Here is a 14,766-nt window from a genome sequence, read left to right on the forward strand (position 1 = left end):
TACAAGTTGAGTACAACAAAACAACCATGAAAAATAAAGCATACATTCTTTTCACAACAGCCTGTTCCGCACTGGTCATCCCATCGCTGGCGCAAACGGCGGCTGATTCCACCGTCAACGTAGCCTCATCACAAACAGGCTTAACGTTCACCGGCTACGTCGAAGCGTATTATACGCACGATTTTACGGCTCCGAAAACGAGTCAGGAGCGGCCGGGCTTTCTGTATAACCACAAACGCAACCGGGAGGTAAATGTTAATCTGGCTTTTCTGAAAGGAGCCTACACCAGCGAACGCGTCCGGGCGAATCTGGCCATTCAGGTGGGCACCTACGCGCAATACAACTATGCCGCCGAACAGCCTTTGCTCCGAAATGTGTTTGAAGCCAATGCGGGTGTGAAGTTGAGTAAAACCAAAGACCTGTGGCTCGATGCCGGTATTTTTACGTCGTACATCGGGTTTGAAAGTGCCATCTCGAAAGATTGCTGGACGCTGACGCGGAGCATCCTGGCCGAAAATTCGCCCTATTATTTATCCGGGGCCAAGCTGACGTATAACACCTCCAATGGCAAATGGACGTTGCTGGGCTCGGTCCTGAATGGCTGGCAACACATTGCCAGACTGCCGGGGTATTCGGGGCCATCACTCAGTACACAGGTGCAGTACAGACCCAATGCCAACCTAACGCTGAACTGGAGTACATTCATGGGCAGCGACCGGCCCGATTCGTTGAAGCAGACCCGGGTTTTCAATAATTTCTACGCCATCATCAACCCGAATCGTAAAGTCAGTGCTATTCTTGGCTTCGACATCGGGTCCGACCGGAAGCCGGTTGGTACGGGCGACCGTCGAATCGGTGCCGGTAGTTACGTCTGGTATTCGCCGGTAGCGATTGTCCGTTATGCCGTGAGCGATGCCGTAAAAGTGGCCGGACGGGTGGAATATTATGACGATAAGAATGGGGTTATCATTGCTACCGGAACGCCCAATGGTTTCAAAACCTGGGGCTATTCGCTTAATTTCGATTACTTCATTCTGCCCAACGCGCTTTTTCGAATAGAAGGAAAAATGTACGACAGCCGGGATGCCATTTTTGAAGGAAAATCGAACTTGAGTAAAACAAATGCATCGCTGACAACGAGCTTGGCGGTGAGTTTTTAAAATGTTATGACACAGATCGGACCGCCGAAGCGGATGCACAGAGAAACACGGAGATACACAGAGAAATATTCTTCATAAAATCTTTGTGTATCTCTGTGCTCCTCCGTGTATCCGCTTCGGCGGTCCGATCTGTGTCAAAAAAATAACAACATGAACCAGTCTGCCGAACATTTCCTGAACCTCCTCCGCCAGTCACGACGGGGGAAATTTAAGGTGTATATCGGGATGAGTGCGGGCGTAGGCAAATCATACCGCATGTTGCAGGAGGCCCATGCCCTGCTGAGGGCTGGTATCGACGTCAAAATCGGGTTCATCGAAACACACAACCGGGCCGAAACACAGGCGCTGGTGGATGGCTTGCCCATCATTCCCAGACGACGATTGTTTTACAAAGGACGCGAACTCGATGAACTGGATTTACAGGCGGTTATCAACCTGCACCCCGAACTGGTCATTGTCGACGAACTGGCGCATACGAACATTCCCGGCTCTAAAAACGAGAAACGCTGGCAGGATGTCGTTGAAATTCTGGACGCCGGTATCAACGTCATTAGTGCCGTCAATATTCAGCACATCGAGAGCTTGTATCAGGCCGTTCGTACTATTACAAGCATCGACGTAACCGAGCGGGTGCCGGATCGCATCCTGCAAATGGCCGACGAAGTGGTGAACATCGACCTCACCGCCGACGAGCTGATAACCCGGCTCAAAGACGGTAAGATTTACGACCAGGCGAAGGTGAACACCGCCCTGAATAATTTCTTTCAGCCGGAGCGGATTCTGCAACTGCGGGAGCTGGCCCTGCGCGAAGTGGCTACGGCTGTGGAGCGAAAGATCGAAACATCGCTGCCGACGAACAGCAAGGCCAAGCCGGAGCGATTTCTGGCGGCCATCAGTTCCAATCATGAGATTGCCCGGCACGTTATTCGCAAAACGGCACGGCTGGCGGCTTATTACAACTCCCGTTGGTTCGTGCTCTACGTGCAAACCCCCGCCGAAAGCTCCGACCGCATTAAGCTCGATGTGCAGCGCCATTTGATCAACAACCTCAAGCTGGCAACGGAACTGGGCGCGGAGGTTATTCAGGTAAAGAGCAACAACATTGTAAACAGCATTATGGACGAAGTAGAGAAGCGAAACGTGACAACGGTGTGCATCGGAAAGCCGCACCTTACCCTGATTCAGATCATTTTGCGCACCAGCGCGTTCAATCAACTGCTGACCAAACTGTCGGGGTCCCATACAGACCTGATTATTCTTTCCTAGCCATGACCATCAAAAGTAAAATAGCCTCTGCCCTGGCATTCATGTTCGTCGTTATTGTGGCGCTGGGTGGCCTGGGAATCTATTACCTGAACGAACTTTCCAGCGATTTGCAGGCAATTCTGAAGGATAATTACGTCTCGCTCGAATACGTCAGTAACATGCAGAAAGCGATGGCGATGATTACTGCCCCGGTCAGGAAAGACGCCGACAAAAAAGACTTGGTCGGGAAAGACCCCGATGGGATGGCCGATTTTGAACAAAACCTGAAGAAGCAGGAAGCTAGTGTTACCGAGATCGGCGAGCAGGACGTGACCAGCAACCTGCGCCGTGAGTTTAACCGACTAAAATCGAGCGACGCGCCCGACCTGATAGCGATTGCGCGTATCCGGGAGCAGCTCTTTTCCCTTGACGACCTCAATCGACAGGCCATCGTTCGCAAAAATGAGTTCGCCCAAAAAACGGCAAAAGATGCCCTGTTGTGGCTAGCCACGTTTGGGACAATGTTTTTCCTGATCTTGTTTTCGTTCATTGTCAATTTTCCCGGTTACGTTGCCAATCCCATTCGGGAGCTGACACGAGGTATCAAGCAGATTGCCAAACGAAACTTCGAGGAGCGACTGCATATTCATACGAATGATGAATTTGGCGAGTTGGCGCAGTCGTTTAATTCTATGGCGCAGAAACTCGATGAGTACGAACACTCCAATCTGGCGCGGGTGCTGTTCGAAAAGCGACGCATCGACACACTCATCCGCATCATGAGTGAAGGAATTGTGGGGATGGACGAAAACAAGCGTATTCTGTTTGCCAATCCGGTTGCCTGCCGGTTGCTGGGCGTCAACGAATCGCAGCTGCTGGGCCAGTACGCGCCCGACATAGCCGCGTCGAACGACCTGATGCGTACCCTGATTCAGGATGTTATGACCGGCAATGCCGAGCCGTCGGAACGGAGTGGCTTTCTGAAAATATATGATGCGGGCGTTAACGGAGATGAACCCGGCAAGGAAAGCTATTTCAACCGGCGTACGCACACGGTAGAGGTAACGCGCACGGGCGAAAGCCAGCCGGAACTGGCGGGTTACGTGATGGTTCTCGAAAATATCACGCCTTATAAGGAACTCGATCTGGCGAAAACCAACTTCATTGCCACTATTTCGCACGAACTGAAAACGCCCCTGTCGAGCAGTAAAATGAGCCTTAAATTGCTGGAAGATAATCGGATCGGTGCGTTGAACGACGAACAGAAATCGCTGGTGTCCAGCATTGGTGACGATATAAATCGGCTCCTTAACCTAACCGGCGAACTGCTCAACATGGCGCAGGTCGAGTCGGGGCAGATTCAGTTGAACATACAGCCCGTCGCCCCCGCCGACATTGTCACCTATGCGACCAACGCCCTGCGTGTAGCCGCCGAAAACAAACACATAACCCTGAACTTGAGCATCTCTCAAAAGCTACCGGCCGTACTGGCCGACCCGGATAAAGCCTCCTGGGTATTGGTCAACTTCCTCTCGAACGCTATCCGGCACAGCCCCGAAGACGGCGTTATTGACATGATTGCCCGGTCAGCTGGTTCATTTGTTGAGTTTCGGGTACGCGACCACGGTACGGGTATTCGGCCGGAGCACCAGAGCCGGGTATTTGATCGCTACTTTAAAGCCCCCGGCCTAAATGGGCAGTCTGCCGGAAACAAAACAACGGGAGGCACCGGTCTTGGTCTGGCCATTTCGAGCGAATTTATTCAGAGCATGAACGGCCAGATTGGTCTCGATACGACTGTAACGGACGGGGCTGCTTTCTTTTTTCGGCTTCCGGTTAGTCAGGAGTTAACAAATACGCGTAGATAAAGCGGGGGGAGTGCTTATAGATAGCAACTATCCCCGCTACTACCCCCAACTCCCTCTTGTTTTAGGAGGGGCCGGGCCGACGCTTCGGTTGGGGGTGGTAAGTTTGGACTTATCCAGAGCACACAGATGAATCGAATTAGTACGGTATGGATTGCAGGTTTACTGCTATGCCTGCTCAGCATAGGCAGTAGCTGGAGTCAGGATGTAAAGTGGAAAAAAGTGAAGGTGCTGGTGTACACCAAAAACGGCAAAGGGTATGTGCACGATAACATCCCCAATGCGGTGCAGTGCATTCAGAAGCTGGGTCAGCAAAACGGCTTCTCCGTCGATGTGTCTGAAGATCCCGTCGTCTTTACGGAAGACAACCTGAGAAACTACACCCTGCTGGTGTTTCCCAGCACCAACAACGACGTGTTCGACACCGACGCCCAGCGGCTGGCGTTCCGGCGGTACATCGAAGCGGGGGGCGGTTTTGTCGGGATTCACTCCGTAATGGGTACCGAGCGCAACTGGACCTGGTTCAAGCGCATGATTGGCGGCTCCTTCGCCTGGCATCCCAAATTCCAGAAGTTTACCGTTGAGGTGATCGACACGAAAAACGCATCCATGCAGGGACTGCCGAAAAAGTGGCAGCGGGAAGATGAGTTTTATTTTACCAAAGAGATGTCGCCCGGCCCAACGGTCATCATGGCGAACGATTTGACCACGCTGAACAACGACGAACCCGAGAAGGTGAAGATGTTTGGCGGGTCGTATACGCAGCTATATCCATCGGCCTGGTACTATAATTTCGATGGGGGCTATACCTGGTGTACGACCCTCGGCCACGCCAAAACCGACTACCTGACCGACGAAACCTTCATCAAACATATCTTTCAGGGCATCCGTTACGTAGCTGGTCAGGTGACCAAACTTGATTACAGTAAAGCCTACGCCGATTCGAGAGATACCCCAATTCGGTAAATTCAATTCGTTTCTCCATTACCTATTTTCTATGAACAATTACATCAGGTCCGGCTTTATAGTGGCAATTTCCCTTACGATGTCGGGAAGTTTATTTAGCCAGTCAACAACTATGACTACGACCGATTCTGAAACGCTTATTGCCCCAAACGCTGCGCTTCAAAAAATAGCCAGTCAGTTTAAATTTACGGAGGGACCAGCCGCTGATAAAAAAGGCGCAGTTTATTTTACTGACCAGCCAAATGATAAAATCTGGAAGTACGACGTTGATGGGCAGTTATCGCTGTTTATGGACAAGACGGGTCGTTCCAATGGCATGTATTTCGATAAAAAAGGGAATCTGATTACCTGCGCCGACGAAAAAAATGAACTCTGGTCCATCAGTCCCGATAAAAAAGTTACCGTCCTGTTTACCGATTTTCAAGGGCATAAACTCAACGGCCCTAATGATCTATGGATTGACCCCAAAGGCGGAATTTACTTTACAGACCCATACTACCAGCGCGATTACTGGGAACGTAAAAAGCCCGAGATCGACGGGCAGAAAGTATATTTTCTACCCAAAGGAATGAAGGAGGCCGTGGTCGTTGATGGCGATTTAAAGCAGCCCAACGGCATCATCGGTTCGCCCGACGGCAAGCATCTGTTCGTGGCTGATATTCGCGATAACAAGACCTATCGATACGAGATACAGCCCGATGGAAGCCTGAAAAACCGGGAATTGTATGTGAGTCAGGGATCGGACGGTATGACGCTGGATAATAAAGGAAACCTGTATCTGACGGGGAAAGGCGTAACCATATATGGCCCCGATCGGGTGAAGATTCAGAACATCCCGGTGCCATCCGGCTGGGTAGGTAATGTTTGTTTTGGCGGAAAAAACCGTGATATGTTATTCATCACCGCATCGGAGTCCATCTACACGCTTCAAATGAAGGTGAAAGCAGCGAAGTAAGCGAATGAAGGCTGGCATTCGCCCGTGCCAGCCTTCATTCGCGCCAGCTCACCCCGGTTCCCTTCTAATACAAACATCCACATAACCCTATTGCCGTACGAACGGTTATCTACCTGTATCCAACCGCCACGCTGTTGAAAAAGGTAGTGCCTGTTTTTCGGCTCTCAAGGCAAGCCTTTAGTGATCTACAGGCGAATGACCCCATCCGTATGGCTGCGGCAACGGCTTTCTTTGCCTTTTTTGCGCTGCCATCTATCGTCATACTCCTCAGTCGTGTGCTGGGTAGTCTGTTCAATGACCATTACCAGCGTATCAGCGGCCAGTTGTTCCATGAACTGGCCGAGTTATTTGGACCCCGAAGTGCCAACCAACTGGAAGATATCTCGCAACGTCTTCAACTGCCCAAACCTGATATTTCCTTCACGGCTCTGAGCATTCTACTGGTACTGGTGGCGTCAACAACCTTGTTCACCATCCTCAAAAACTCGCTCAATCAACTCTGGCGCGTTAAACGAAAAGCCGGGCGCAACGTACTGGGAGCCTTCACCGATAGGCTGGTGGCACTGGCTATTATTTTTGGTTCGGGGTTGCTGTTTAGCGGGTCGCTGGTGGTGGAACAGCTTATGAATCAGCTGAGTAACACGCTGTCGCTCTCGTCTCTGTCCTATTATCAGGGTCTAGCCAATCTTAGCCATCTGGTTGTTTCCATACTGGTCCGTACGGTTTGGTTTGCCATTCTTTTTAAATATCTGCCCGATGTAAACGTAGCCTGGCGAGTTGTCTGGCCGGGGGCGTTTTTTACCAGCGTACTCTTTAAAGTCGGGGAAGGGGTGCTCAAAAATTTGCTGATAAACAGCCAGGTCGGGGCTATGTATGGGCGGTCGGGGGCTATCATTCTTCTACTGCTATTTGTGTTTTACGCATCGCTGATGTTCTACTATGGCGCATCGTTTACCCGCCAGTACAGCGAATGGGCGCACTCAACGGCTCCGCCTACCCAAAGTGCCATTGCTTATACCATCACGGAGGTAGAGCCAGCTGAAAAGAAAGACAACTAGAAAGACATAAACAGCATACTTCGTATGGGCGTCTACATTGGTACTTCGGGTTGGAGTTACGATCACTGGCAGGGCGTGTTGTACCCGAATCCAACCCCCGTTGGCAAACGGCTGGACTATTACCTGCAGAAATTTCAGACGGTTGAACTGAACAGCAGCTTCTACCACTGGCCCAGACAGTCGACGTTTGCTAATTGGGAACAACGGTTGCCCGATGGCTTTCAGCTGACGGTCAAAGCGCCCCGTGGACTTACCCACGCCAAAAAACTGTATGCGCCCGAGGTATGGATGGAACGAATTAAAGCCTGCTGGCATGAGCTAAAACAAAAGCGGGCTATACTTCTTGTGCAACTGGCTCCCCAGCAGGCATGTGACTACGACCGATTAGCCTATTTTCTGGATCAGGTACCTTCCTGGATGCGCGTTTCTATTGAGTTCAGACACCCCAGCTGGAACAACGACGCTATTTTTACCCTTCTCGAACAACATCAGGTGGCTTACTGCATTATGAGCGGAGCCAACTTGCCGTGTATTCTGCACGTCACGGCTCCGTTCGTGTATGTACGTTTGCACGGCCCTGACCATCAGCATCTATACGGCGGCTCTTATTCAGACACCGACCTGCACTGGTGGGCCGGCCGAATCCGGGAATGGGCCGACATGGGCAGGGATGTGTTCGTTTATTTTAATAATGATGGCGGTGGCAATGCCGTGCGTAATGCCCGGACCTTGCAAGAGTTGGCCGGGTAAGGCGTATCTTCTGACGGGGCCATTTCAATTATAGAGTATGCCCTACGCCTGACTCGTCCTCCAGCTTTTCAGACGCATCTTTGATGGCTTCCTCAATAGAGTGCGACTGGCGTAAATCGGACGCTTTTTTGGTGATCTCGGCCATTGTCTGATAGTGTTGCTGCAAGACAGCCAACTCTTCTTCGGTGAGGTTCTCGACCGATACCAGCCGGTTGCTGGCCCCTTTCGTAGCGGCTATCAATTCGTTGAGTTTTAACTGAACAGACATCGACTCCTTGTTCTGCGCTTTCTGAATTAAAAACACCATTAGAAACGTAACGATGGTTGTGCCGGTATTAATAACGAGTTGCCAGCTTTCCGAGTAGCCGAAAATTGGCCCGCTTACGGCCCAGATAATAACCGTGGCCAGGGCCAGCAAAAAGGCAGCTGAGCTACCCGTTGCCTGAGCAACCGTCGATGCAAAACGTTCTAATAAGCCCTTGCTGGCAGTTTGTGATGCTTGAGTTTCCATAGTTGAGCGATCAGTTCGTGAACAGTAAATAGTACTGCATAAACGCCCATGGAAATACGTTTGTCTTTGTTTAATTGATTTTTAATCGAAATCTTAATTTTAAATATCTGATCGTCAGTTAGTTACTTGAGGTGCACGTAAGTTTCTGTACGACCGGGTCAGGAGCCAATTTAGTCCAGAGGTAGGGTGCCGGGAAGGCGCGAAAGGGCTACAGCCCAGAAGATTGCAAAAGGTGTGGATAGACGGGGCTTCGGTTTGTAAGCGTTGACAGGTTAAAATTAACGCTAATTTTGATTTTAACAATAACTTTATATATGTTAATAAATAGTTATAAAGTTACTTAATCAGTATTGCCAGGACCTGAAAAGCAGTAAGTAAACTGCGTTTTTAGATTGACAAGGGCTTACTGTCCAGTAAGTCACGCCTTTTAATCAAGTGTTTGTATGGCCTGATAGCTGATTGTATGTGGTTATCCGGCATAGATAAATGGGTCAGCCTTTTCTTTCACAAAACGAGTAAATTTATTAATTGGATAGATGCTTTTGTGTAGTACCGTTAGTTCGTTTCCCGCTTTTTAACCGTTTGTACAACTTTTCCATTCTCAACGAGACGGGTTCTTAACACAGTTTGCTTCGGAATACTGAGCAACAGCATAGGCTGAGCAGCCGACTGTAGGGGAGATTTGGTAACGGTTGTATCAACCATACGAATGTACCGCACGGTAAGGGTCGAGTCCTGTACAAATACTCGGCTAATCGAGAGTTTTGGTGGTGTTTTGGTAGGAGGCAGGGCAATACCGATCGCCATTTCCCGCTCGAAGTTAGGTGCATCTGCCTTGCGCTTTGGTGCGGTTGCCGCTTGCTGAAATACCTGCTTAAAGGTATCGTCCTGCTCGAAAACAAAAAGAGTAGGTTTTCCTTTGGTAACGGGGGCGTCGCTGTTTAGCAGATAACCGGTGAGTAGCCGGTATTTAAGATTGGTTTGAGCCAGAGCGAAGAGACTGGAATATAAACTGGCAATGGTAAACAAAAGGACGCGAAAAGAACGATTAAACGAAGAGAAAGAGAACATAATCTGACAAAAACAAAGTGATAATCCTTCTTTGGTAACGTCTGTCTCGCTTATTCTGTGTACATAGGGATAAAAAAATGACGGTTATTTAATTTATTTACTACCCAAAATTTGTCAGGTTATAACCACAAAAATCCTAAAAAACGCCTGGGCCTGTGGTGATAAGGCGTGAGTTTAAACTGGTTTCTGCGCGATCTGTACCGGTAGTAATGGTCCCCCACCCGGAGGGTTGTCATATCAGAAAGACGGGATGGGTCGAGGTCGTCTTCCAGGGTATGCAGACTTCCGTTCGTTTGGCTGGCAATGATGGAATACGCCGGTTGAAAAGCCTGAGTCGTGTCACCGCCGGTGGTACCGCACAGGATGACGTGTACCGGTTTTTTAACGGTCTTCAGCAGGTCCATATCTTTAACATCACTCAGATTATCAGCTACCAGAACCAGATGCCGGGCTTCGGGAAACGCCTTTTGAGCCGCCAGAAGTGCTTCGACCGTATTTTCTGCATCGTCATTATTGCGAACCGTGTTGCGGGCTGCTTCCAGAATAATCGGCAGCACACGGGCTGTGACGGGCTCCCGGCAGATGTACATTTTACCCGCGGGTCCGCCCGGATAGGTCTGTCGACCCAGGCTGTCGCAGTCGGTGAAAAACAGCATTCCCTTTATAGCCGGATGGCGGGCATTTTCAGCAAACCACGCAAACAACTGGGTTGTGTACGGGTACATGCTCGTAGTAAGGTCGCACACGATTACGGCATCCGGCCATTGACGGATGTTTCGGTCCAGGATTCGGTAAGACGTTGAGTCAGAACCAAAGTCTCCCGTTAGCATTTGACGGGTAATCGCCATTTCTTCGGGACTCAACGCAACCCGCCGGTGATGAACGAGGTTGGCTACTCCGCCGGGCAACGGTTTCAACGCCCTTATTGCCATCAGTTGAATGGGGAATTGTAACCGTGGCCGACTTTGCCTGGAAAACGTCGGACGGTTGGCAGAGTAGGCGCTGGTACGCCCCCGCTTACGGTTAACTGTTTCACGCCCGGATGATCGTAAACCGGGGCGTTCCGGATGCTTGTATGGCTCCGTCATAACGGATGCCTCAGGTTTTGTAATGGTTATAGTACGGTTGAAAGGCAGCATTTTTGGCCTATAAACCAGCCAACCCACAACCCACACCAGTAGTCCTGTGCAGCCAACGACGATACCCCGACGCCACCAGAGCCGACGCCGGATACGGCGCTGTACCTGCGCCCAGCCCGCCGGTTTCTCGTCGGGACGGTAGGCGTCCAGCGACCGCCGTACCCAGTCGTGCAGCGATTTATCGTCCGGTTCGCTCATGGTTGATGGTGGTTTGAGAGGCCAATGCCCGGCGTAATCGACGGTTGGCTTCGGTTAGGTGCGATCGGGAGGTACTTTCTGTGATGCCCAGTTGTTCGGCAATTTCCCGATGAGCGAATCCGTCCAGCACGTATAGGCTGAAGACCAGTCGGTAGGGGAGGGGTAGTTGCTGAAGCACGGTGATAATGTGTTCTGCCGACAGTTGGGCAAAAATAGCGTTGTCGTTCAGATACGGTTCCTCCAGCGTAGTTTCAACAACGTCAGTCGACACATTGAACGCCTGCTTTCGGCGCTTGCGGTAATAGTCGATGGCGGTATTGACTACAATTTTTCGCAACCAGGGCAGTACAGATTCTTCATTTTTCATGGCGTTCATGTTGCCAAAGGCTTTCAGAAAGCTGTCGTTAACCAGTTCGAGGGCGTCTTCCCGGTCACTCGCGTAGGCCAGCGCAACCGATAGGGCATAGCTGTGAAAACGTTCATAAAACGCCTGCATGGCTACCTCCCGACCCCGGCGGCAACCCCTAATAATATCGGCTACTGAATTGTCAGCCAAGAAAAGAGAGCAGTTGAGTATGAATTACTGGCAATTGGAATAAGTGTAGGTCTCGGTGGTTGTATAATCCTGTGGAACTGCGGCCGGGTTCGGGTGTTTTGCCGTGGTAACTGAATTGGTTACAAAGCCCTGGCTATTGGTCTGGCTAACCGAGTTTTGGGTAACGAATGTTTCTCTCGTTTTACTGATGCTATTCCAGTATGAATTAGTCGAGGTCGACAATACACCTGTCTGGCCAAATTCAGACGCAGGAACCGTTACGGGAAAACCCTTGAAGGCGGGCAACGAAGCGGTGGCTGGTTTGGCGTCGCTCCAGGTTTGGGTCGTCATAATCGTGAGCGTATCACTCACATAATCCGCTGCTTTCGTCTGGCGGTTCTGGCTGTCATATTCCCAGATCGTTTTGTAGTTGCCCGCAGTGCTGTAACTTGTCACAAGGCCATTGACGATGGTAAGTGGCCGATAATCCACCGCCCCGGACCGCTCAGCATAGTCGACCAACTGGTTCTGCTGATAGGTCCAGATGCGCAATGGTCCGGTTGGACTCCCTGGGATCTCGTTCGCGGTTGCCGGGTCGTAGGTATACGTGTTAAGTGCCGTTTTTTGGGTTAACTCCCCGGATGCGTTGTATTCATAGGATTCTGTCGTGTTTGTGGTCACTCCATAGGCACCAATGTTTTTAGTAACAGCGGTTGACAAGCGACCGTTTGCGTACGAATAGCTGGTGGTTATCGACACTGCCGCTGTGGTCGTTTTATTACCGGGAAGAATATCTGTTATCTGCTGCTGCGAGGTTGAGCCCGTTAAATACCCGGCTGCATCGTAGGTATAGGTAACCGTCGTTGTGCCGGTTTTGGTACCCACGGTTCCGCTAGTGGGTCGCTGATTGAGCGTGGTAACTACGCTTGTCAAATTACCCTGCGGATCATATTGGTAGTTGGTTTGCCGGGTTGAGTTAAGGCCTACAGCGGTTGTTATTGCCCTGTATTGCTCAATTCGGCAAGTGCCCTGGGCGGCAGGCGTCTGTTCCTGGCGGGTGCAACCACCCGTAAGCCAGCCAATGAGTACAAAGCCCGGCAGGGCATATCGGAGCGTAAAAAGCGTTTTCATGGAGCCAGAAAAGTTATCAGGTATCAGAAGAGTAATGTGGAGGAACCCACTACTGACCTGGACGACTAATTGGTAGAAAACGCTGGCAGGAATTGAAAATAATTTTAGTGTTGGCCCGTTTCAGGCCGCTTACGTACCAAATATACCTTTACACTGCTTAGTTCTGTTTGGCTTCCGGGCTCGCCGGATTCTGGATAGTCATGCCCGCTACGTTAAAACAGGAATTGAGGTTATCGCTCTTGCATTCGAAGAGGTCGAAGGATTCGACGCCCTTGTCCAGTCGCTCGAAGTACAGCACGAAAGGTACTTTCTCGTCATTCTTGATTTCCCGTGTTTCCGGCGACACGGGAATACCCTCCGTTTTGACCAGCGCGTAGGTTTTCTTACCGTCGGCGGAAGCCAGCAGGGCTTTCGGGTTGAAGGAAATGCTGCTGGTACCGAAGTAATTGTTGTTCCGGTCGTTGGGGTCCTTCCCGAAGGTCATGTACAGCACCGTGTAGCTGGCCGTGAGCCGGATGTCCGTCACGCGAATATCCGGGTCCTGCGAGTGGCCTAGTCCGCCCTCCGGGTCGGGGTAAAGGCGAGGCATACTCACCGCTACCGGATCGGTTGGCTGGTAGTACTCCGCACCATCGGCGGGTGCATTGATAGCGGCCGGCCGATGGCTGGTACAGGCTGAGGCCAACAGAAGGAGGGCGACGAGGGCTTTCATAAGGTTAAATTAAGTCCTTTCGTCCAAATAACCAATAACTTACCGCGTCTGTTTTTCGGGGATTTCGGCGGCCATTATTTCCCATATCCGGTCGTAAACATCCGTGGCCGTCAGCGACTCGCCCACGTTCTGGCTACTCACATAAACGGGGTGATACTCGCGGGGGGTATCGGTCCGTCCGTGCGAGCCTTTCACCAGGGTAGCATCCAGCGAAATCACGTTCATGAGGTAGCGGAAGCCCAGCAGTTTGCGGCCCAGTTTATACCCCGCCTTGAGCTTGATGAGCGGATTGGTCTGGTCCATGAACATTTCAACGGGGTCATAACCAGGTTTCTGGTGAATGGCCACCAGGCGGGCATAGTCCGGGGCGCGGGTATCGTCGAGCCAGTAATAGTACGTAAACCAGCTATCGGCATCGGCCACGACAACGAGATCGCCGGAGCGTTCGTGGTCGATGTGGTAATCTTTTTGCTGATCTTTATCCAGAACCAGTTCAACACCCGGTGTATTTTCCAGCAGCGTCCGCACTTGCTTAAAAACACTCGGGTCGTTGATGTACACATGCGCGATCTGATGGTCGGGGGTGGCGAAGGCGGGGGAGGCTCCGGCGTCGAACATCTCCAGCCCACGCTCTTCCCGGTAGCGAATCATGCCCGCTTCGCGCAGAATCCGGTTGATGTGAATCGGCTTGCTGACGTTCGTGATGCCGTATTCCGACAGCACAATGACTTCAGCTCCCTGCTTTTCGTAATACTGGATCAGGTCGCGGCAAACGTCGTCGATCTCGCGAAGGTCGTTACCTATTTTCGAGAAATCCTGTCCAAACTTCTGAAGGCAGTAATCCAGATGCGGCAGGTAGATCAAGGTCAGGGTCGGGTTGTGCCATTTATCGACCAGCATGGAGGCATCGGCAATCCATCGGCTGCTCTTAATGGTGGTGGCCGGTCCCCAAAACTGAAATAGGGGAAAAGTGCCGAGTTCTTTCTGGAGCCGGTCGCGGAGGTCGGCGGGCTGGGTATAGCAATCAGGAAGCTTCATGCCGTCTGACGGGTACTGTGGCCGGGGCGTGGCCGAGTAGTCGGCAGACGAGTACATGTTGTACCACCAGAACATTTTGGAGACCGTAAAGCTGGGGTCGATCTTTTTGGCCCGCTCCCAGATTTTTTCGCCCGCCACGAGTTTGTTGGACTGTTTCCAGAACTTCACTTCCGAATCGGTACGGTCGTACCAGCCATTGCCAACAATGCCCGTTTCGCTGGGCCATTTGCCCGTAACGTAGGTCGACTGCACCGACGTAGTGAGGGCGGGCAGCATAGGATCTATGGTAGCCTGGTGTTTACCGGCAAACCACTGTTTCAGAAAGGGCGTGTGCTCGCCAATGAGCGAATGCGACAGGCCAACAACGTCGAGTACTACGGTCTTTTTCATAATGATGAATGATGAATGATGAGTAATGAATAATGAGCTAGT

Annotated in this window: 14 protein-coding genes; 7 read left to right on the plus strand and 7 right to left on the minus strand. The window is 51.1% G+C overall.

Translation table 11 applies throughout. From position 1 onward, the window contains the following. The first annotated feature begins 26 nt into the window (after positions 1-26). The 7 genes from CRO74_RS19130 to CRO74_RS19160 all read left to right on the plus strand — a co-directional run bounded on the left by CRO74_RS19130 (position 27) and on the right by CRO74_RS19160 (position 7,999). Complete coding sequence (locus CRO74_RS19130; RefSeq protein ID WP_097128688.1) at positions 27-1,160, plus strand: porin; 1,134 nt, start codon at positions 27-29, stop codon at positions 1,158-1,160. Positions 1,161-1,310: 150 nt separating this feature from the next. Next, positions 1,311-2,426, plus strand: a complete 1,116-nt coding sequence (locus tag CRO74_RS19135; protein ID WP_097127941.1) for a sensor protein KdpD — start codon at positions 1,311-1,313, stop codon at positions 2,424-2,426. A 2-nt stretch (positions 2,427-2,428) separates the two neighbouring features. Further along, a complete protein-coding gene (locus tag CRO74_RS19140) occupies positions 2,429-4,273 on the plus strand; it encodes an ATP-binding protein (RefSeq protein ID WP_097127942.1) in 1,845 nt (614 codons plus the stop codon). 126 nt (positions 4,274-4,399) lie between these two features. Then, entirely contained in the window at positions 4,400-5,236 is an 837-nt protein-coding gene (locus CRO74_RS19145) for a ThuA domain-containing protein (RefSeq protein WP_097127944.1), read from the plus strand. A 112-nt stretch (positions 5,237-5,348) separates the two neighbouring features. Further along, positions 5,349-6,191 (plus strand): SMP-30/gluconolactonase/LRE family protein, encoded by an 843-nt coding sequence (locus CRO74_RS19150; RefSeq protein WP_394341895.1) that lies wholly within the window; start codon positions 5,349-5,351, stop codon positions 6,189-6,191. Between the two features lie 134 nt (positions 6,192-6,325). Continuing rightward, on the plus strand, positions 6,326-7,249 hold the full coding sequence (locus CRO74_RS19155) for a YihY/virulence factor BrkB family protein (protein ID WP_097127948.1): 924 nt from the start codon (positions 6,326-6,328) through the stop codon (positions 7,247-7,249). A gap of 24 nt (positions 7,250-7,273) precedes the next feature. Next, positions 7,274-7,999 carry a DUF72 domain-containing protein gene (locus tag CRO74_RS19160; protein WP_097127950.1) on the plus strand — a complete coding sequence of 242 codons (726 nt, stop codon included), beginning with the start codon at positions 7,274-7,276 and terminating at the stop codon, positions 7,997-7,999. Positions 8,000-8,027: 28 nt separating this feature from the next. On the opposite strand, the gene CRO74_RS19165 is transcribed toward CRO74_RS19160, so the two are convergent. The 7 genes from CRO74_RS19165 to CRO74_RS19195 all read right to left on the minus strand — a co-directional run bounded on the left by CRO74_RS19165 (position 8,028) and on the right by CRO74_RS19195 (position 14,724). Further along, on the minus strand, positions 8,028-8,510 hold the full coding sequence (locus CRO74_RS19165; protein WP_097127952.1) for a low affinity iron permease family protein: 483 nt from the start codon (positions 8,508-8,510) through the stop codon (positions 8,028-8,030). 555 nt (positions 8,511-9,065) lie between these two features. After that, positions 9,066-9,581: a hypothetical protein gene (locus CRO74_RS19170; RefSeq protein WP_097127954.1), complete on the minus strand. Its 516-nt coding sequence runs from the start codon at positions 9,579-9,581 to the stop codon at positions 9,066-9,068. 119 nt (positions 9,582-9,700) lie between these two features. Further along, entirely contained in the window at positions 9,701-10,918 is a 1,218-nt protein-coding gene (locus CRO74_RS19175) for a hypothetical protein (protein ID WP_097127956.1), read from the minus strand. After that, on the minus strand, positions 10,899-11,474 hold the full coding sequence (locus CRO74_RS19180) for an RNA polymerase sigma factor (protein ID WP_097127958.1): 576 nt from the start codon (positions 11,472-11,474) through the stop codon (positions 10,899-10,901). Before CRO74_RS19180 ends, CRO74_RS19175 begins: the two co-directional genes overlap by 20 nt. A 24-nt stretch (positions 11,475-11,498) precedes the next feature. Further along, entirely contained in the window at positions 11,499-12,584 is a 1,086-nt protein-coding gene (locus CRO74_RS19185; protein WP_097127960.1) for a hypothetical protein, read from the minus strand. 157 nt (positions 12,585-12,741) lie between these two features. Next, positions 12,742-13,296 (minus strand): hypothetical protein, encoded by a 555-nt coding sequence (locus CRO74_RS19190; RefSeq protein ID WP_097127961.1) that lies wholly within the window; start codon positions 13,294-13,296, stop codon positions 12,742-12,744. Positions 13,297-13,335: 39 nt separating this feature from the next. After that, positions 13,336-14,724, minus strand: coding sequence for an alkaline phosphatase family protein (locus CRO74_RS19195; protein WP_097128689.1), 1,389 nt, complete (start codon positions 14,722-14,724; stop codon positions 13,336-13,338). Positions 14,725-14,766: the final 42 nt, after the last annotated feature.

Source organism: Spirosoma fluviale (genome assembly GCF_900230225.1).
Lineage (GTDB): Bacteria > Bacteroidota > Bacteroidia > Cytophagales > Spirosomataceae > Spirosoma > Spirosoma fluviale.